Annotated in this window: 21 protein-coding genes; 9 read left to right on the forward strand and 12 right to left on the reverse strand. The window is 40.9% G+C overall.

Annotated elements, in window-relative coordinates; genetic code table 11:
* Positions 1 to 662: 662 nt before the first annotated feature.
* Together H6G83_RS08125 and H6G83_RS08130 are read right to left on the reverse strand one after the other, a co-directional pair.
* Complete coding sequence (locus H6G83_RS08125) at positions 663 to 1,184, reverse strand: Ycf51 family protein (protein WP_190469655.1); 522 nt, start codon at positions 1,182 to 1,184, stop codon at positions 663 to 665.
* Positions 1,185 to 1,522: 338 nt separating this feature from the next.
* Entirely contained in the window at positions 1,523 to 2,707 is a 1,185-nt protein-coding gene (locus H6G83_RS08130; protein WP_190470107.1) for a sensor histidine kinase, read from the reverse strand.
* 420 nt (positions 2,708 to 3,127) lie between these two features.
* Between H6G83_RS08130 and H6G83_RS08135 the strand changes: the two genes are divergently transcribed.
* Entirely contained in the window at positions 3,128 to 3,592 is a 465-nt protein-coding gene (locus H6G83_RS08135) for a hypothetical protein (RefSeq protein WP_190469658.1), read from the forward strand.
* 67 nt (positions 3,593 to 3,659) lie between these two features.
* Complete coding sequence (locus tag H6G83_RS08140; RefSeq protein WP_190469661.1) at positions 3,660 to 4,088, forward strand: GFA family protein; 429 nt, start codon at positions 3,660 to 3,662, stop codon at positions 4,086 to 4,088.
* 117 nt (positions 4,089 to 4,205) lie between these two features.
* On the opposite strand, the gene H6G83_RS08145 is transcribed toward H6G83_RS08140, so the two are convergent.
* Both H6G83_RS08145 and H6G83_RS08150 read right to left on the reverse strand, forming a co-directional pair.
* Positions 4,206 to 4,409 carry a hypothetical protein gene (locus H6G83_RS08145; protein WP_190469663.1) on the reverse strand — a complete coding sequence of 68 codons (204 nt, stop codon included), beginning with the start codon at positions 4,407 to 4,409 and terminating at the stop codon, positions 4,206 to 4,208.
* Between the two features lie 148 nt (positions 4,410 to 4,557).
* Positions 4,558 to 4,956: a nuclear transport factor 2 family protein gene (locus tag H6G83_RS08150; RefSeq protein ID WP_190469665.1), complete on the reverse strand. Its 399-nt coding sequence runs from the start codon at positions 4,954 to 4,956 to the stop codon at positions 4,558 to 4,560.
* A 118-nt stretch (positions 4,957 to 5,074) separates the two neighbouring features.
* On the opposite strand from H6G83_RS08150, the gene H6G83_RS35840 reads away from it, so the two are divergent.
* Together H6G83_RS35840 and H6G83_RS08155 are read left to right on the forward strand one after the other, a co-directional pair.
* Complete coding sequence (locus H6G83_RS35840) at positions 5,075 to 5,203, forward strand: hypothetical protein (protein ID WP_277876294.1); 129 nt, start codon at positions 5,075 to 5,077, stop codon at positions 5,201 to 5,203.
* A gap of 103 nt (positions 5,204 to 5,306) precedes the next feature.
* Complete coding sequence (locus tag H6G83_RS08155) at positions 5,307 to 6,212, forward strand: DUF4437 domain-containing protein (protein ID WP_190469668.1); 906 nt, start codon at positions 5,307 to 5,309, stop codon at positions 6,210 to 6,212.
* Between the two features lie 268 nt (positions 6,213 to 6,480).
* Here the strand turns inward: H6G83_RS08155 and H6G83_RS08160 are convergent, their stop codons facing one another.
* The gene (locus H6G83_RS08160; RefSeq protein ID WP_190469671.1) at positions 6,481 to 7,281 is read right to left on the reverse strand and encodes an aspartyl/asparaginyl beta-hydroxylase domain-containing protein; all 801 of its coding nucleotides are present in this window, start codon (positions 7,279 to 7,281) and stop codon (positions 6,481 to 6,483) included.
* A gap of 137 nt (positions 7,282 to 7,418) precedes the next feature.
* On the opposite strand from H6G83_RS08160, the gene H6G83_RS08165 reads away from it, so the two are divergent.
* A complete protein-coding gene (locus H6G83_RS08165) occupies positions 7,419 to 8,888 on the forward strand; it encodes an amidohydrolase family protein (RefSeq protein ID WP_190469674.1) in 1,470 nt (489 codons plus the stop codon).
* 2 nt (positions 8,889 to 8,890) lie between these two features.
* The gene (locus tag H6G83_RS08170; protein ID WP_190469677.1) at positions 8,891 to 9,634 is read left to right on the forward strand and encodes a maleate cis-trans isomerase family protein; all 744 of its coding nucleotides are present in this window, start codon (positions 8,891 to 8,893) and stop codon (positions 9,632 to 9,634) included.
* Between the two features lie 38 nt (positions 9,635 to 9,672).
* Here H6G83_RS08170 and hisS read toward each other — a convergent pair whose 3' ends face one another.
* The 3 genes from hisS to aroA all read right to left on the reverse strand — a co-directional run bounded on the left by hisS (position 9,673) and on the right by aroA (position 12,994).
* Positions 9,673 to 11,067: a histidine--tRNA ligase gene (hisS, locus tag H6G83_RS08175; RefSeq protein WP_190469680.1), complete on the reverse strand. Its 1,395-nt coding sequence runs from the start codon at positions 11,065 to 11,067 to the stop codon at positions 9,673 to 9,675.
* A gap of 135 nt (positions 11,068 to 11,202) precedes the next feature.
* The gene (locus H6G83_RS08180; protein WP_190469683.1) at positions 11,203 to 11,646 is read right to left on the reverse strand and encodes a DUF3598 family protein; all 444 of its coding nucleotides are present in this window, start codon (positions 11,644 to 11,646) and stop codon (positions 11,203 to 11,205) included.
* A 64-nt stretch (positions 11,647 to 11,710) separates the two neighbouring features.
* Positions 11,711 to 12,994 (reverse strand): 3-phosphoshikimate 1-carboxyvinyltransferase, encoded by a 1,284-nt coding sequence (gene aroA, locus H6G83_RS08185; RefSeq protein ID WP_190469686.1) that lies wholly within the window; start codon positions 12,992 to 12,994, stop codon positions 11,711 to 11,713.
* A 394-nt stretch (positions 12,995 to 13,388) separates the two neighbouring features.
* Between aroA and psb27 the strand changes: the two genes are divergently transcribed.
* The 3 genes from psb27 to H6G83_RS08195 all read left to right on the forward strand — a co-directional run bounded on the left by psb27 (position 13,389) and on the right by H6G83_RS08195 (position 15,689).
* A complete protein-coding gene (gene psb27 / locus H6G83_RS08190) occupies positions 13,389 to 13,790 on the forward strand; it encodes a photosystem II protein Psb27 (RefSeq protein WP_190469690.1) in 402 nt (133 codons plus the stop codon).
* 70 nt (positions 13,791 to 13,860) lie between these two features.
* Positions 13,861 to 14,001 carry a hypothetical protein gene (locus tag H6G83_RS34955; protein WP_206758984.1) on the forward strand — a complete coding sequence of 47 codons (141 nt, stop codon included), beginning with the start codon at positions 13,861 to 13,863 and terminating at the stop codon, positions 13,999 to 14,001.
* 185 nt (positions 14,002 to 14,186) lie between these two features.
* Complete coding sequence (locus H6G83_RS08195; protein WP_190469693.1) at positions 14,187 to 15,689, forward strand: family 10 glycosylhydrolase; 1,503 nt, start codon at positions 14,187 to 14,189, stop codon at positions 15,687 to 15,689.
* A 31-nt stretch (positions 15,690 to 15,720) separates the two neighbouring features.
* Here the strand turns inward: H6G83_RS08195 and H6G83_RS08200 are convergent, their stop codons facing one another.
* From H6G83_RS08200 to H6G83_RS08215, 4 genes are all read right to left on the reverse strand, one after another.
* The gene (locus H6G83_RS08200) at positions 15,721 to 15,924 is read right to left on the reverse strand and encodes a PIN domain-containing protein (protein WP_190469695.1); all 204 of its coding nucleotides are present in this window, start codon (positions 15,922 to 15,924) and stop codon (positions 15,721 to 15,723) included.
* 238 nt (positions 15,925 to 16,162) lie between these two features.
* Entirely contained in the window at positions 16,163 to 16,678 is a 516-nt protein-coding gene (locus tag H6G83_RS08205; RefSeq protein ID WP_190469698.1) for an HMA2 domain-containing protein, read from the reverse strand.
* A 118-nt stretch (positions 16,679 to 16,796) separates the two neighbouring features.
* Entirely contained in the window at positions 16,797 to 17,138 is a 342-nt protein-coding gene (locus H6G83_RS08210; RefSeq protein WP_190469701.1) for a HepT-like ribonuclease domain-containing protein, read from the reverse strand.
* The gene (locus H6G83_RS08215; protein WP_190469704.1) at positions 17,135 to 17,434 is read right to left on the reverse strand and encodes a nucleotidyltransferase family protein; all 300 of its coding nucleotides are present in this window, start codon (positions 17,432 to 17,434) and stop codon (positions 17,135 to 17,137) included. Before H6G83_RS08215 ends, H6G83_RS08210 begins: the two co-directional genes overlap by 4 nt.
* Positions 17,435 to 17,454 lie beyond the last annotated feature (20 nt).

The following is a 17,454-nucleotide window of genomic DNA, read 5'->3' on the forward strand; positions in this document are numbered from 1 at the left end:
GGGGCTAGGGGTGGGTTACTCCCTGATCTCCTGGTTGGTGAATCTCGACCTTGATTACCGCGTAGTCGTACCACTCCGTGGAAGCGGTAGCTAGCGGAGCGTCTCGCAGAGAACCACATCTCCTTCATCTCCCCACTCCCTACTCACAAGTTATACCAATTTGAAAAAATAATGCGACAGATACAGAGTCCCAACCCTTTGTTATGTATAGCTTGCTTCATTTTGAATTTTGCGGAAAGTTGCGTGCGGGGGTTCCCCCCGTTGAGCAAACTTTCCAAGACGAATGCGCGAATTTTGAATTGGTATTAGGTTTGGCTGAAATCTCATATTGCTCATTGTCCTTAAGTTCTGAACAATCAAACTTTTGAATAAATGTATCTTTATTAACAAAGTAACACTCAGAATATCAAGCAAAAGTATTGCAATTCATAGTGACTACATGGATTGATAAGTATTATTTCCATTTTTGGTTACTGATGAATGACATTCTGATTAAATTTAGGTAAATAACATCTTAATCTAAAAATAAGAAATATTGTATATGAAAATACAAAAAACTTATGCACCGATAATAATCAAGGAAATTACGTTTACAGCAATGGAAAACTCTGTGTCTGTGTGGTTCAAGATATTTCACCACACAGACACAGAGGAGATGACTATTAAGCCTTTGGTTGTGGGAGTTGGGCAAATTTATCAGGATAGATATCCAGGGAAACTTGGGGGTCTTCGCGGTTAGCGAGCGATCGCTTAATTTCGCCCAGGTAAAGTGGTATTGTTAGCCCTGGTTCTGGGTGGATAAAAGTACGAGCGCGAATTGTCAGCTTGTCATCCTCGCTTCTTCCAGAACGCCCGAAAGAATAGAGGTTGCTGGAGGCTTGTAGTAAAGTCGCTTCCACTTCCTCCGGCGTAATTTTGGGAGATAAGGAAATAACTGCTTGGTTTGCCCCATTATCATAAACTAGAGTGTACTTCACAGCCCCCGGAATCACAGTCCGACTCAAAGGGAACAATGAAAGTGCAAATAAACCAGTAGTCAGCACCAACATAAAGCCAGTTGTCCCCACTAGCCGATAGCGGAAGCCCCATTTAAACAGGAAAGCTATTATGGCCAAAGCAGCAAACACCAAAGTCGCAATACCAGACCATTGAGTATATTTGAGAAAATCAGCCGTTGTGAGCATACAAAGTGGCTACTTAGGTGTTCTTAGTTAATTATCTATAGACTTATTTTACCTGGATTGGGGATTGGGGACTGGGGAGTGGGGGGAGATGGGGGGAGTGGGGGGAGATGGGGGAGATGAGGGAGATGAGGGAGAGTAATTAACGTGAGTTCGATGAACCTCACCCTCCCAACCTCCCTCTCCTACGAGGAGAGGGAGGAGAAACGAAAAAATCACCCTCTTACTTCCCTCTCCTCGTAGGAGAGGGGTTGGGGGTGAGGTTAAAACAACGCTGGTCGAACTCACGTTAATTAATATCAACTGTCAACTGTCAACTGATAACTGATAACTGATAACTGTCAACTGCCCAATGGTAAAGTTACTGTAAATGTAGAGCCTTTTTCTGGCTGTGACACTACCTTAATATCGCCTTGCAATAATTGAACTAAGCGATGCACTATTGCTAATCCTAAACCTGTACCATCTGAAGCTTGTACTTGCTTATCACTCACTACACGAAAATAAGGTTGGAAGATTTGCGTTTGCGCGTCTTGTGCAATTCCAATTCCTGTATCAATAACAGATATAGCCCAGTTTTTTTCAGATTTCTGCCAACACTCTAACCTGACTGTACCCGATTGAGTGTAGCGAATGGCGTTACTGAGTAAATTAGTGAGAATTTGCTGCACTCTGAGCGGATCTGTGGTAACTTGATGGGGAGCGCGATCGCAATCTATCACTAAAGCTAAATCTTTATTCCGCGCTAGTGGTTCAATAATCTCGACAACTGAGTTAATTAACTCACGTACATCTGTAACGGTGGGTTGTAATATTAAGTGACCAGCATCGTAACGGGAAATTTCCAATGTATCGTTGATTAAGCGTAGAATCAACCTACCGCTTTTCATAACTCGCTCGATATTTTCGAGATTGGGATACGTATCCTTGTGTTCCGGTTTTTGGCGATGCTGGCGTAAAAATAAATCTGTGTAACCAATAATAGAAGTTAAAGGTGTTTTGAGTTCATGCGCCAACTGTGACATACTATCCTTACTAGCGCGAACCAAACGAGTGAGTTCTTGGTTAGTTAAGCGTAACTGGCTTTGGAGTTGTTCTAATTCTTGTAGCCTACCGTGAGTATAGCTGTTAAAACAACGAGCGATCGCTTCATCAATGATCATATCAATCAAGCGCACAGCCCGCAACAACTCTACAGGAGTTGCTTTTAACAAATCTTCTTCCAGAAAAGAAAAAATCACCATCCGCAGTAAACGATACTCTCGTGCAATCTCTGCTGGCTCAAATCCTTGTTCCGCACGCAGCCACCCATGCTCTAAACTTGTATTAACTACCGTTTGTAAATCGCTCTTTTCTGATTCCGAAAGTACTGTTGCTAACGCTGTGAGAACTTTAGGTAAACTATTGCGTACAGCTTTAAAAGTTAACTCTTTAGTAGCTTCAATCTGTTCATCTTGATAGACTGCTTCTACCCATTGATCAACAATGGCATCTATTTTATGAATAAGAGTTTGGCTAAAATCCATCATTTCTTTAGGGATAGTCAGCATCTGCAACTACAGGTAGCTTAGTATTTGTTAATAGATTGTGCATCACCCTCTTGAGAGAATAAATAACGCCAATGTACTTTATTGGGCATAAACCCACAAAATTAAGGTTTTTCAGGGAGATGTTTGAGTAATCTAGCGGCAAATATTCCTTCTCCTACTCTCTGCTGATACCAGCAAATGCCTAAACCAGAGTGAATTGCTTATCGATTGTGTTAATAAACACATCCAAGCAATTTTTATCAAGCTATAGTAATTGTAATTATTCGGTTTCTGCCGAAAAGTCTAAACTTGTTCTTGTAGTAACCATAAATGCTGCTACAACGGCGCAAACCCAAAACGCCGTTGTTTTTTCATTGTATATTTATATTGTAGTAGGCGCTCTGATTACGGCTGTCAATGAATAAAGCATTGGATGAAACGCTTTCGCTCAAACTTGCCGAAAGCATCAAAAGTAAGGCCAATAAACCCTTTGATAATGCTTATAAAGCCGCATTAGCAACACAAGGAGCAACTTATGTCCAAGGGTTTCTAGTGTGTGCAGGTAAGCCATACAAACCTAGAGAACACAGTTGGATTGAGATAGGGGACAGTATCGTCGATCCCACACTACCCCATCTGCACAAAAAATCGACAGAATTATGGTATTTTGTCGCTCAAAGCTTGAGTGTGAAAAAGCTCAAAGCAGTTATTGAAGAATCACAGGAAGATTATCCCGAAGATGACCCACTACCCATCTACGGTGATGCACCTTATGAATATTATGGCGATGTCATGTTGGGTGGTCAAGAATATCTAGATGCCTATCAAGCCGCAGAGGCCAAGTGTAAAGAACTCCAAGCAATTCAATCGCAAAATAATTAAAGCACTACAGGTTGACAGAGGGGAGAAGCTAGAATAACTTACCTAATTCACCACATCGGAGGATAATATGTCAAATAACAATCAAGGTAAAGGAATTTGTCTGTGTGGAGCAGCTCGTATTTCTGTTAAGAATATGAGTAAAAATATAGGTGGATGCCACTGTCAAATGTGTAGAAGATGGGGAGGCGGCCCTTTGTTAGTAGTTGACTGCGGTAGCGATGTTTCGTTTGTAGAGGAAGAAAACATCACTGTATTTAATTCGTCTCAATGGGCTGAACGTGGCTTTTGCAATCAATGCGGCACTCACTTATTTTATAGATTGAAAGCAAACAATCAGTACTTTATTCCTGTTGGGTTATTTGAACAACCTCAAGATTTTGTTTTTGATCATCAAATATTTATTGATGAAAAACCTGCCTATTATTGCTTTGCAAATGAAACACAAAACCTGACTGGAGCAGAGGTTTTTGCTCAGTTTGCTCCACCAACAATTTGATGCTAACTAAAAAAATGGTCAGGTTATGAGCGGGAGTAGATTTCCCAGAATTAGCTCAATAATGTGACTTAATTGACAATTAAGATGGATCTGCTAGTGTTTTAGCGTTAGCTATAATTAACTACCTTTACCTGGGGTCGTGGGGCTAGGTGTAGGTGTAGGTGTAGTTGGGCTAGGTGTAGGTGTGGTAGGGCTAGGTGTGGGGGACTCTTGTGCAATTAAATCTTGCGGTTGATTAATGAGTGAAGATTTAACAGAAATTATTCCACTCAAACCTGCTCCTAAAAGTACTGCGATCGCAGCATAAGCTATGCTTTTCATAAGCTACCCTTTTGGGGATAATGTTCACCTAATTGTGAGCAACTACCCAAAAGACAATATATAACTTAAGTTAGAAGCATTTGTTTCTATTTTTCTCCCACAAGAGTGATGTCATACTTTTAATATCTATATAATTACACCCATCAGACTAATTAGATTTACCATCGCTCCCAAAATACTCTCGATAACTACAAATTTTGTCGCCACGCACATCAAAAGACACAGCTACACGATTTTTATAAGGTTTTCCTAATAATAGCCCCTCGTCTCGAAACTCAAAGACTACCGTTGTTTCATTGCTAGTAACCCGGTCTAGAGATGTTAGTTTGAGTCCAGGTTGGAAAGACTCAGAAACATATGTAAAAAATTCCTGGGCGCGTTCTTTACCTACATTCAAACCGTGGAATTTACCCACGGGAAACCAGAAAGTAAAGTCATCTGTCAGCATATCAAGAAATTTTTGCCATTCTCCCGTTGCTAGACCTTGAGTAAAATATTCAAACCCTTGATGAGCAACTTTTAGGGTGTTCTCTGCATTTTGTGTCATCATCATTAACTGGATATACAATAAATTTAATTATCTATGATTTCATCTGTCTAAAATTATTTTAGGACTTACGCAAGTGTCATAATCAAACTATCTGTAGGGTGCGTCAGCCCCAATAATGTCGTACAGATTCAAGGCTTTTCCACATCTGACGCACCCTACCCCAAATCAGGTGACAAAATTAGTAAAACATATTTTGGTGGGTGTGGCGATCGCTAGCACTGCTTTACTTCACTATCAGCAGTAGTTTTGACCTTTGTAGCGCAAAAAGTCAAAACCAAGTTTGAAGATTGATACAATCCCCATTAGCTTTTAAGTGCCACAATTGTGATCACTAAGCAGGTACTCAAATGAACAATCATACTTTTACAGGGCGCACACATGTAGAAACTGAGGAGTCACTTAATTCTGTACTCAGCTTTCCCCAAGTGCCTTTTAATGTGAAAAACTTTGTTGATAGTACACATGGTACTGCCCAGATTCTATCCATCGACAAAAATACAGGAGAATCTACACAACGAGTCATCCTCAAACAAGGTTGGAACGCACCCATAGGTCATTTCACCACAGATGTAGAAATTTTTGTCCTCCAAGGCACAGTTTACCAGGGTGGATTTTCCTTACGCCATCTCAGTTACTCCTTTATTCCGGCTGGAGTACCGACTGGCCCTTGGAAAGCAGAAGAAGACACCATTCTTTTGTGGATGCCAGATGCTAACCCCAGTTATATCACACAAGACTATGCAGAACTAGAGCAAATTCCCGAAAACTCTGTATATCATCCGTATATGCAGACCCATGAAAGGATGACTGAGTATATACCTTTACAAGAACTCCATGCCATGAAATGGGAGAGTACAACCTTCTTACCTCCAGGTTCAGCGCGAAAAAGCTTATATACCAACAAAAAAACCGGCCGCGCTACTTGGATTCTGGGGTTAGTACCTATGTGGATCGAAGGTAACTTTTATGCTGGACATCCCACCACGGAGGAAGCCTACGTTATCTCTGGAGATGTGCTGGGACATTGGTCTATGAGTGACGATCCTTTCAATAGGCGCTATAGTGCCATGCGTAAAGATGGTTACTATTGGCGACCAGCACACATTCCCCACGGCCCGTTCTGGACAGAAAGTGGCGCATTACTGCTGTTTCGCACTAATGACCGCCTAGACTGTTATTGGATACTACATAACCCAGATATTACTCAACAGGATCAACAACGTCTCCAGGCTGCACTTGAGCAGAATAAATGAGTAGGTTTCTTACATATCACTAATGGCGTGTCAAGACTAAAATAGTGCAATAGATTTGAAAAAATTGAACGCAGATAAACGCAGATAAACGCAGATGAGTAGGGGCGCACAGATGTGCGTCCCTACCCATATATCTGTCGCATTCTTTTTTCCAATTGGTATTAGCATAGACAAGCCACTAGTAGAAAAATCTCCCAACCATAAAACAATTCATAATAGGCTAGAGAATTTCTCTTGAGAGAGTTTCCCAGCCTATCTAAAAATTGGATTAAACTCCTAAAGCCTTATCCCACTCTAACTGATGAGCTAAACCATACTTAATAAAATCCTCTTCTTTCGCTTTATCACTTTTCCCGAATACACCCAAGCTGTAAGGATTATCTTGCATACGTTGTGCAACTTGTTCCTGTTCAAATTGTATGACTTCTGCTCTCGGCTTATCTGGTTTAAAAAAGTCTACAACCAAAACAGTCCTATCATAATTGGTATAATTATGGGGACAGTGTGGATAACTGTGATCTAAAATCAAAAATTCTCCTTTATGCCAATAAAGCTTATCATGGCATATTTTCATCGCCACATCACCTTCAGGCACAATCAAACCTAAATAACCGCGATTCATATGTGGGTTATAGTTAACATGAAGCTTAATATCTAACCCTGGATGAAATGTCCCAAAATACGCATTTCTAATAATATCCTCATTAAGTAAGTTTACTTGTTTTATCACCTGGGCTAAATTAGGAAAATATGTTTTTCTTAACGCTAACGCTTTTTCTGAAGCCTCATCAGTTTGATAGTCTGGATATTGAATTTGATGCAATTGAATATATTCTTCAATAAACAGACCTTGGAATAAAATTCCAAAAGCGCTATATTTTGAATCACCCTTGGCTTTTATAGTTTTACTTTTAGGCCCTAAAACATCATAAGTAAATTTTAACTCCTCAGTTGATGCCTGCTTAATAAAACTTGTAAATTCATCTCTAATCACCTTCCATTTCTCTTGAAAATTATTCAAGAAGGGAAATTCTTCTGGATTTAAATGGTACTCGTTAAAATTTGCCATTAGCTTTTCTCCTCAAGATGGTTAAATAAAAAACTGTTACATAGTAATAGGATTTGGTTCGCGTTCCGGTACGATGTGGGAATTGCTGACTACATCAGAATCTTCACTTCTGTAATCATTTTAGTGTGAGGTCTATTGTGACTGAACCTCCAGTATTAGATCAAATTATCAAAAATGTGCGAGTAGTTCGTCCCCATGATGATACTGTGGAACTACTTGATATAGGGATTAAAGATGGAAAATTCGCTCAAATTGCCCCTAATATCGCCGTAGAGCAAGGTCAACAAGTATTTGATGCCAAAAACCTCTTGGGCTTTCCAGGGCTTGTGGATGCCCATATGCACATTGGTATTTATCAACCCCTCGCTCAAGATGCAGTCACAGAAAGCAAAGCTGCGGCGATGGGGGGAGTAACAACTAGTCTCAACTACATTCGTACAGGACAATATTATCTCAATAAAGGTGGTTCATACCGCGATTTTTTTCCCGAAGTATTGGCATTATCCGCAGGTAATTTTTTTGTAGATTACAGTTATCATGTTGCACCGATCGCCAGTCAACACATCGAAGAAATACCTCTATTATTTAGTGAATATGGGGTAACTTCCTTTAAAATCTTCATGTTTTACGGCGGCTATGGTTTGCATGGTTTATCAGACCAGCAAAACCTGTTTTTGATGATAAATAAAGAGGAACGTTACGACTTTGCCCACTTTGAGTTTATTATGCGCGGTATAACTCGCTTAATGGCAGAATACCCACAGGCGCGAGAATATATTAGCTTGAGTTTGCATTGCGAAGTTGCAGAAATTCTCAATGCTTATACAAAAATTGTGCAGCATGATTCTAGTCTAACGGGACTACAAGCCTACAGTGCCGCACGTCCACCCCATTCGGAAGGTTTAGCAATTTCTATTGCTGCTTATTTGGCACATGAGACTAACTGTGCAAATATCAATTTATTACACTTGAGTTCGCGTAAAGCAATAGAAGCAGCTTTGACGATGCAAACTGCTTTTCCTCATATTAATTTTCGGCGAGAGGTGACAGTCGGACATTTATTATTAGATGTTGACACACCCAATGGTACTTGGGCAAAAGTCAACCCACCTATTCGTCCCCGTGCTGATGTGGAATACTTATGGCAAGCTGTACTTAACCATCAAATAGATTGGATAGTTAGTGACCATGCTTGCTGTTCTGCGGAACAGAAAATCAGTGCAAAAGAACCGAATAATATATGGTTAGCCAAGTCTGGTTTTGGTGGGACTGAATATTTACTTTCGGGTGTATTGAGTGAAGGTAGTAAGCGGGGAATGTCTTACAGTCATATGGCTAAGTTGTTATGTTGGAACCCATCACGGCGCTTTGGTTTGTTAACCAAAGGGGATATTGCTATTGGTTATGATGCTGATTTGGTGTTAGTAGACCCGAATGAAAGCTTTGTGGTAAATGCGGCTGAGTCGGAGTCACAGCAAGGTTATACACCTTTTGAGGGGATGGAGTTAACAGGAAGGGTGAAGAGTACGTTTTTAAGGGGAAATTTGATTTATCACAATGGACAAGTTATTGGTTCACCTATTGGATGTTATTTGAGAAGGAATTAGACATGGTGGACGTATTAGGATGGCGAAAGAAATTTGGCGTGCTTGCGCCCAGCACAAACACAATTGTTGAACCCGATTTTCATGCGATGGCGGTGCGGGGTGTTACTTCTCATATGTCCCGCATACATATCCGCGACCAGGACTTGAGTAGTGACACAAAGATGTTAAATGTTTTGCAGCAAATCGATGATGAACTTTTCGCAGCAATTGAACGGATGATGACTGCGGGTGTCGATTACCTAATTATGGCGATGAGTGCTGAGACTTTTTGGGGAGGGAGTGAAGGTAACAAAGCGTTTGTCAAAAGGATTGAGGATTTTGCAGGTTTGAGGATAGCCTCCTGTGCTTCGGCGTATCAAGCAGCCCTAGAAGCGTTCAAGGTGAACAAAATTGCTGTCATCACCCCTTATCAGGCTGTAGCTGACGACAAAATCCGCCATTTCTTCAGCGATATCGGGGTGGAGGTTGTGCGCCTGAAAGGATTGCGTTGTCCTACTGCATTGGCGATCGCCGAAGTTTCGGAAGATACCCTGCGCCAGCATCTTCAGGAACTTGATGGTGATGATGTAGAGGCGATCGTGCAGATGGGTACTAATTTAAGTATGCTGCGGTTGGCTGATGAGGCGGAACGGTGGCTAGGAAAGCCTGTAATTGCTGTGAATGCGGCTACTTGGTGGTATGCTTTACGGCAAAATGAAATTGGCGATCGCGTCTATGGATGTGGCAGACTCTTGAGAGAGTTTTGATTAAGCCACTACCATTGACAATAGCAACCGCAGCAATATTACTGTGACATCAGTCGTTGTTTCACTTCATCGGCTAAATCTGCTAACGCGACTTCTACTTGCTCACCTGTTTTTAAATCCTTAAGGGAAGATTTCTGTGCTGCTGCTTCATCTGCACCGATAATTACACAGAATCTAATTCCCTGTTTATCTGCGGCTTGAAATTGCTTACCTAACTGGCGTTTTTCAAAGTTAGTAATGACGTTAAGACCTGCTTGTCGTAACTGTTGCGATACTTTTAAATAAGTCGGCATTAAGTCTTCCTGCATATTCACCACTACCACTTGCGCTGGTGTTGCTGGTAAGGTGTTTAAAATGCCTGCTTTGAGTAAGCGGCTAATTAAGCGAGTCAAGCCGATGGAAATCCCCACACCGGGCATTTTTTCACCTAGAAACATTCCCACTAATTCTTCATATCTGCCGCCAGAACAGATACTTCCTAATGCTTCGTGTCCAATCAAAGTTGTTTCGTAAACTGTGCCTGTGTAGTAGTTTAAACCACGAGCGATCGCCAAATCAATACAATACCTTTTATCATTAACTCCAAGATTCCTGACACCTGTAATTACTGTCTCTAATTCAGTCACACCCAGGGTAAATTGCTCGGCTTCTGGTAGACTCTGCGAAAGATGTTTAAGTTTATCTAATACATCATCAACGCTACCATCAATTTTGATGAAATCGATAATTTTTTGTGTCTGTTCTGCCGATATACCTTCTTTCTCTAACTGCTGTTTGACTTTCGCTTCACCAATTTTTTCTAAATCATCAATAATACTAATACAAGTTTTAATTTGAGTTTCGCTAATTCCTAATGATTGAAAGAAACCTGTCAGAATTTTTCGGTTATTGATGCGAATTACAAAGTCCCCAATATTAACAGCTTCAAATATCTCTGTGATAATTGCAGGCATTTGAGCATCATACAGCAAGCTGAGTTCCTTCCGCCCAACTACATCTATATCACACTGGCGAAATTGGCGAAAACGCCCATCTTTTGCACGTTCTCCTCGGAAAACTACGTCCATTTGATAACGTGCAAAGGGAAAGGTTAATTCATTGAGGTGACGGGCAATATACGCGGCTAAAGGAACAGTTTGGTCAAACTTTAAAGCTCTAGCTTCTGAACCTGTTTCACCTGATTTATCTTTTTCTGCTTGGCGATTCGGTGGTAAAATAGGGTCGATACCATAAATAATATTGTCGCCTTGATTACCTTTAGCTTGTAATACTTCTAACCTTTCAACGGCGGGAGTTTCAATAGGTGTAAATCCATAGCTTTCATAAACTCTACGGATGGTATCTAGTAAATATAATTCTAGGCGTTTTTCGCTAGGCAGAAATTCGGGAAATCCGCTAGGGGTTGAGAAGTTAATTTTATCGTTTTTTGCCATGCGTCTACCTTGTCTAGTAACCGTTTTAAATAATAAATCAATTATTCAAGAATATATGCTGTTATTTCATTTTGACAGCAAATTGTGCGTCCACTGGGTGAACGCACTCTAGAAATTTTGGAATATGGTGAATTATTATTTTATCCGTTTTTCTTGAATTAGAGTACGTTGGTAAATTTGATGGTCTTTAAACCAATGCCAAGTTCTGGCACGATGGTTATTATCAGGGCTAATTTGAATCATTTCATACAAATACATTCCTGGGGCTGACTTGTAAGAAAACCATAAGATAACGGTGGAATCGTCTATTTCCCAGGCTTTGCCGAGAATGCGATCGCTATCAAACCACAGTGTTTTATCTCTGTAGGTTCCCGGAAACTGATGTTCTTCTTTTTTACCATCAGCCCAGGTATAGCGATTTACTTGGTAGTAGGGATAAGGGCCATCTGCGGGAAATTGACAGCTTAAATGGGATTCATGCTGATCGAGGATTTTCCCAGAGGTATCAATTAATGTATATGTACCCACCCATTCACCTTCATGACGGGCTAGGACGGGCATTTCTTCGCGGATGGACATAGGGGACTGGGTATTGGGGACTGGGGAGTGGGGGGAGATGGGGGAGAATAACAACTGTCAACTGTCAACTAACTCCAATCATCTTAAAGAAGCGGGTGAAGTAGTCGGGGAAGGTTTTTGCTGTACAGCCTGGGTCTTTTATAATTATGCCTGGGGTTTTTAAGCCTGTAACGGAAAATGCCATTGCCATACGATGGTCGTGGTAGGTTTCTATAGCGGCTGGGGTAATAGGGCCGGGTTCAATTCGCATACCGTCGGCAAATTCTTCGACTTTGACACCTAAGCGTTGTAATTCGGTGACAACGGCGCGGATGCGTTCGGTTTCTTTGTAGCGGATATGCTCTACATTACGAATGGTAACAGGTGAACTTGCATAGGGTGCGATCGCTCCCAAGGTTTGCACCAGATCCGACATATCATTCATATCAACGTCGATACCTTGTAATTGTTCTGGCCCTACAACTTCGGTATAATCTGCACCCTCTATAATCTGACAACCCATCTGTTCCAAAACATTCAACCACAGGATATCACCCTGACAGGATGCTTTGGTTAAATAGTTCACCCGCACTCGTCCACCAGTGACGGCGGCGGCGGCGAAAAAGTAGGACGCATTAGACGCATCAGGTTCTATAGTGTAGTTGCGTCCTTGGTAACGCTGACCTGCTTTGATGTGAAATATGTTGTCATCGGTTTGACTAACCTCTACACCAAAATCAGCCATGAGGCGACAAGTCATTTTCACATAAGACTGGGAAACCATTGTCCCCTCAACCTCAATGGTTGTATCTTGTTGGGCGTAGGGTGCAATCATCAACAACGCTGATAATTGCTGACTGGTTTGGTTAGCTTTTAAACTGACATGACCGCCAGCAAATTGCTGACCGTAGATAGTGTAGGGCATAAAACCGGGATTGCCCTCAAAGTTAATGGTAATTCCACTGTTTTGCAGGACTGTTACCAAATCACCCATTGGTCGTTCCCGCATCCGAGGTACACCATCTAGGCGATATTCACCCTTACCTAATGCTACTAGCGCAGTGATAAATCTGGCTGCCGTACCTGCTAAACCCACAAACAAATCTGCCTGTTTGGCGGGAATTTCCCCCCCCTTACCGGACACTTGAATCTGCGCCAATGCCGGATTTAATGTAATGGGAATACCTAACTGCTCTACACATTTAGCGAAATACTCGCTGTCTTCACTAAACAGGGCATTTTCTAAAGTAGAATCACCTTGAGCCAAAGCAGCAACAAGCAAAGCTCGATTAGTAATACTTTTAGAGCCAGGAATATTTACTGTGGCATCCACAGGACGATTCAAAGCGGGGATGGTAATGGTATCCACAAAAACCTCTATGTGGGTGGTCAGCTACAACATATATGTTCCCATATCATGAATGCTGGTTGAGCAGTCATATTTTTTGCTGTTATGTAAAAAAAGTATAAGAGTCAGTTGACAGTTGACAGTTATCAGTTATCAGTTATCAGTTATCAGTTGATAGTTGTTATTCTTCCTTATCTTCCCCACTTCCCCTGCTCCTCTGCTCCCCTGCTCCTCTGCTCCCCTGCTCCCCTGCTCCCCTGCTCCTCTGCTCCCCTGCTCCTCTGCTCCCCTGCTCCCCTGCTCCCCTGCTCCTCTGCTCCTCTGCTCCCTCATCTCCCCCCACTCCCCACTCCCTTGATCCCAGGGATACCAATCCAAGATAGGATGGACGTTGATTTACGTGTTGTTTTAGATAATGCTTATGAAGCGCTATTGGTCACGTCTGCTTGCCCTCGTTCTAGTTGTAGCTATTGGTTTAGTAGGCTGTGCTAGCCCAGATAGCTTAACAGGTGATTATCGTCAAGATACTTTGGCTGTCGTTAATACCTTGAGACAAGCCCTAGAGTTAACAGAAGATTCACCAGACAAAGCTGCAATTCAAGCCGAAGCTCGGCAAAAAATTAATGATTTTTCTGCTCGCTATCAACGGGTTAACTCTGTTTCTGGTCTTAGCTCCTTTACCACTATGCGGACAGCTCTTAACTCTTTAGCTGGACACTACAGTTCTTACCCAAACCGACCCGTACCACAAAAGCTTAAAAATCGTTTGGAGCAGGAATTTAAACAGGTAGAGAACGCATTAAAGCGAGGTGGTTAATACCAATTCAAAATTCAAAATACCCTGGGGTCAGCTAAAGCTACAAAATTCAAAATTCAGAAATTCAGCTATGGTCTGGGTTTCAAGGTTTGCATCTTTCGCCGGATTTTGGATAATTGCTATAGCTATTCACTACCCTAGTCTGTATGATCCTTATGGGGATGCACAGCTAGCTGTGCGTCCCTACCCATTTATTGAGAAAAAAAGCTAACAAATATCCCCTTAGTAGGATGTTGTTGCTTTGGAATGTATTAATAATTTTACAAAGTAAAAGATTTAATTACACAAATATAGATTTCAGCATGAATGCTGGGAATCCTGATTTTTGATGTACAAAATTTGATAAATATTCAACCTAATTACCTAAATTAGGTTGATGGTTGTCTTGTCTGTTTTATGTCCAGTATTTCTAAGCGTCCCTTAAACCGTGTGAGACTAAGTTCACTTCGCCAACATCTAGTTACAGCTATTTTCGGTAGTAGCCTGTTGATTCCCTATTTTGCCATACAGCCAGTTCAGGCACAGACGGCAGAATTTTGTCAGTTATCACTAGCAGCAGCACAAACAAAAGAAAATTTCCGCTTATCAGCGCTCAAAGGTAATCAAGAAGCGAAAAAACGCTATCAAGAGTTAATTAAAAAACACGCTCAGGAACTACAAAAATGTCGTAGTCGCACATGGCCGAATGTCCAAGCTATTTGGTTACGTTTATATCCCTGCGATATAAAAGCAGGCGCAATTGACCAAATTATGGATCGCATGGTGAATCGTGGCTATAACCAGATTTATCTAGAAGTATTTTATGATGGGCGGGTTTTGTTACCTGCATCGGCTAACCCGACGGTTTGGCCTGCTGTAGTTCGCCAAAAAGGTGCGGAAAAGGTTGATTTATTGAGTATTGCAATTCAGAAAGGACGGCAACGTGGTTTAAAGGTATATAGTTGGTTGTATACTACGAATTTCGGTTATAACTATGCTTTGCGGCGTGATAGGGAAGGTGCGATCGCTCGCAATGGTAAAGGACAAACTAGCTTATATGTTGTCGATAATCGCTCTCAAGTCTTCATCGACCCCTACAATGAGCAAGCCAAACGTGACTATTACCGCATGGTACAGGAAATAGTGCGCCGTCGTCCTGATGGTTTGTTATTCGATTATGTGCGCTATCCCCGACAAGCTGGTACTGATTCTCTTGCTACTACTGTTGCAGATTTGTGGCTTTATACTGAAGCTACACAAGTAGCATTATTTCGTCGCGCCCAAAATAACAAGGGGTTGGAGATGATTCGCCGCTTTTTAACTAAAGGTTACATCACCGCAGGTGATATTACTGATGTTGATAAACTTTACCCTCAAGAGGGTGAACCAATGTGGCAAGGTCGCATCATCCCACCACAGCAAAAATCCTTACTAGCACCTACAGTTAGGCAACCAATATTACAGATGGATTTATGGCTGTTGGCGGTTGCTCATTCGATGCAAGGCATTGTAGACTTTGTATCTTTAGCTACCCAGCCAGCCAAACAAGCCAGGATTCCTTCTGGCGTTGTCTTTTTCCCTGAAGGAAACCAAACTGTGGGACAAGGCTATGATTCACGCTTGCAGCCTTGGGACAGGTTTCCTAGTTCCTTACAATGGCATCCCATGTCTTACGCTACCTGCGGTAATGTTAGTTGTATTGTGCAGCAAGTGCAACGAGTCTTAAGTACGGCTAAACCAAGTACACAGGTCATTCCCGCCTTGGCTGGAACTTGGGGAGCGTCAGTCAGTAATCGTCCACCGTTAGAAGCACAAATGCGGGCTTTGCGTCCTTTTGGTAATAAAATTAAAGGTGTGAGCCATTTTGCTTATTCTTGGCAATATCCCCAAGATGATAGCGATCGCAAACTCTGCCGCTAGTATAAATTGTTAATCCCAAACACTGTTAATATCAGGCGCATTCCGTAATCAGGATAGCTTGATAGTAACCTGCTGTGGCGGTGATAATGCGATCGTGAATGTCCCAATTTTCAGGTAGTTGCAGCATTGTTTGAACAATAGGAAAATCAAAAGAGACAATAGTAAATCCATCTCCTTGATTAATTTTTTCCAGCAATTTTTCAATTGTGAGCAATATCTTCTTTTTTTTGAGCATTTATTTTTAGACCCATCTAATTGATGAATAATAGCTTTTTTTAATGTTTATAATTCATTTGGAATCGCTTGAATCCGCAGTAGAAGATATTGGCTCATAATTTATATTCTCCTAAAATATTACTAGTTTTGATATCATTTTAATAGGATTTACGCAGAAAAACGAAAAATCAAGGGTTTGGGCATAATTAAGCATGAGGTTTGTTGACAGTTAACAGTTAACTGTCAACCGTCAACGCTTATTCAGCTACTGCTGCTGGTTGAGAATTTAGTTTAATAAAGCTATCGATAGCAAAATATATTAAAACATACCAAGGAATTATTTCTAGTTGCAGCCCAAAAGTCAATAACTGGTAAACACCAAGTCCAGCAATCCCTAGTGGTAAAACTAACCGCAAGTCAATAATACCATTTGTTGCCTCAACAATACGCTTGTTGAGGTCATATAAAGCATTAGAAAGGTCTAGCCCCTGTTCAGATTTTTCATCTAAAGGTATGAGTTCAGCTGCACCAGTAATATCTGCAAAGACAACGCCTAAATCCTTCATGATGTCTTTGATATCATCTAATTCCTGCTGAGTATCATGATGCACAAGGATACTACCAGTTTGATGATTATACTCCACACTGTAAATACCTGATTGCTTTTCTATATCACTGGCAATCTGTGCCATGTTCTCTTGATTACGATGATGCACAGGGAGTTTGAACCTTGTCCGTCCGGGAATGCTACTTACGACTTGTGTAGATTGCATATGTTCTTGATAAAAAAGACAATATTGAAACTTCGCGTTGGTCTTTATAAACTTTCGAGTAGAAGGTGATGGGACAAAATATGAATGATAATAATATCTTTCTATCAGCCTCTTTTAGTTAAATGTCCCAAAACTCTTGTGCCATAGCTTCAACTGTTTTCTCTAAATCCGGCAAGTAATTTTCTATTACACTCCAAACAATATCAAGGTCTACATTCAAATATTCATGAGTTAATCTATTCCGAAATCCACCAATGTTATTCCATTCGATTTCAGGATATGTATTTTTCCAATCTTGTGGTAGTTTTTGTACAGATTCGCACATCACCTGAAGATTTCTCAACACAGCATCTTGGGTTTTGATATCATTAAAAAATGATTCTTTCCCGGCAATTGTGTATTGTTTAATCCTATCAATACAGTCTCGTATATGAATTAAATAAACTCGACTATCTTTCATATAGAGATAGCCTCATTAAAAACTTTATCTCGAATTAAATAGTGCAATGATTTGGGTGTAACCACATCGACTTTACGCTTTAATAGATTCTCTAAATCTAAAATCAAACCACCTGGAAACCAAGGAGAAATTTTATCTAAATCATAATCAACTAAAAAATCAATATCACTGATTTCTGTTTCTTCACCTCTTGCTACACTACCAAAAACTCTCAAATTATAAGCTCCATGTTTGGCTGCAATGCTCAGAATCTCTGTGCGTTTTTCTTGTATTGTTTGTTTTAGGTCTGTTTTCATGGATTTATGGCTTTTGATGG

Origin of the sequence: Anabaena azotica FACHB-119 (genome assembly GCF_014697625.1) — a bacterium.
Lineage (GTDB): Bacteria > Cyanobacteriota > Cyanobacteriia > Cyanobacteriales > Nostocaceae > Trichormus > Trichormus azoticus_A.

Excerpts from the sequence above, each read along its gene's own strand:
- H6G83_RS35840 (WP_277876294.1), top strand. The coding sequence starts at position 5,075 with ATGTCGTACAGATTCAAGGCTTTTCCACATCTGACGCACCCTACCCCA.
- H6G83_RS08140 (WP_190469661.1), top strand. The coding sequence starts at position 3,660 with ATGTCAAATAACAATCAAGGTAAAGGAATTTGTCTGTGTGGAGCAGCT.
- hisS (WP_190469680.1), bottom strand. The coding sequence starts at position 11,067 with ATGGCAAAAAACGATAAAATTAACTTCTCAACCCCTAGCGGATTTCCC.
- H6G83_RS08170 (WP_190469677.1), top strand. The coding sequence starts at position 8,891 with ATGGTGGACGTATTAGGATGGCGAAAGAAATTTGGCGTGCTTGCGCCC.
- H6G83_RS08215 (WP_190469704.1), bottom strand. The coding sequence starts at position 17,434 with ATGAAAACAGACCTAAAACAAACAATACAAGAAAAACGCACAGAGATT.
- H6G83_RS08155 (WP_190469668.1), top strand. The coding sequence starts at position 5,307 with ATGAACAATCATACTTTTACAGGGCGCACACATGTAGAAACTGAGGAG.
- H6G83_RS08205 (WP_190469698.1), bottom strand. The coding sequence starts at position 16,678 with ATGCAATCTACACAAGTCGTAAGTAGCATTCCCGGACGGACAAGGTTC.
- psb27 (WP_190469690.1), top strand. The coding sequence starts at position 13,389 with ATGCTTATGAAGCGCTATTGGTCACGTCTGCTTGCCCTCGTTCTAGTT.
- H6G83_RS08195 (WP_190469693.1), top strand. The coding sequence starts at position 14,187 with ATGTCCAGTATTTCTAAGCGTCCCTTAAACCGTGTGAGACTAAGTTCA.
- H6G83_RS08210 (WP_190469701.1), bottom strand. The coding sequence starts at position 17,138 with ATGAAAGATAGTCGAGTTTATTTAATTCATATACGAGACTGTATTGAT.
- H6G83_RS08135 (WP_190469658.1), top strand. The coding sequence starts at position 3,128 with ATGAATAAAGCATTGGATGAAACGCTTTCGCTCAAACTTGCCGAAAGC.
- H6G83_RS08180 (WP_190469683.1), bottom strand. The coding sequence starts at position 11,646 with ATGTCCATCCGCGAAGAAATGCCCGTCCTAGCCCGTCATGAAGGTGAA.
- H6G83_RS08125 (WP_190469655.1), bottom strand. The coding sequence starts at position 1,184 with ATGCTCACAACGGCTGATTTTCTCAAATATACTCAATGGTCTGGTATT.
- H6G83_RS08130 (WP_190470107.1), bottom strand. The coding sequence starts at position 2,707 with ATGGATTTTAGCCAAACTCTTATTCATAAAATAGATGCCATTGTTGAT.
- H6G83_RS08200 (WP_190469695.1), bottom strand. The coding sequence starts at position 15,924 with ATGCTCAAAAAAAAGAAGATATTGCTCACAATTGAAAAATTGCTGGAA.
- H6G83_RS08145 (WP_190469663.1), bottom strand. The coding sequence starts at position 4,409 with ATGAAAAGCATAGCTTATGCTGCGATCGCAGTACTTTTAGGAGCAGGT.
- H6G83_RS34955 (WP_206758984.1), top strand. The coding sequence starts at position 13,861 with ATGGTCTGGGTTTCAAGGTTTGCATCTTTCGCCGGATTTTGGATAATT.
- H6G83_RS08150 (WP_190469665.1), bottom strand. The coding sequence starts at position 4,956 with ATGACACAAAATGCAGAGAACACCCTAAAAGTTGCTCATCAAGGGTTT.
- H6G83_RS08160 (WP_190469671.1), bottom strand. The coding sequence starts at position 7,281 with ATGGCAAATTTTAACGAGTACCATTTAAATCCAGAAGAATTTCCCTTC.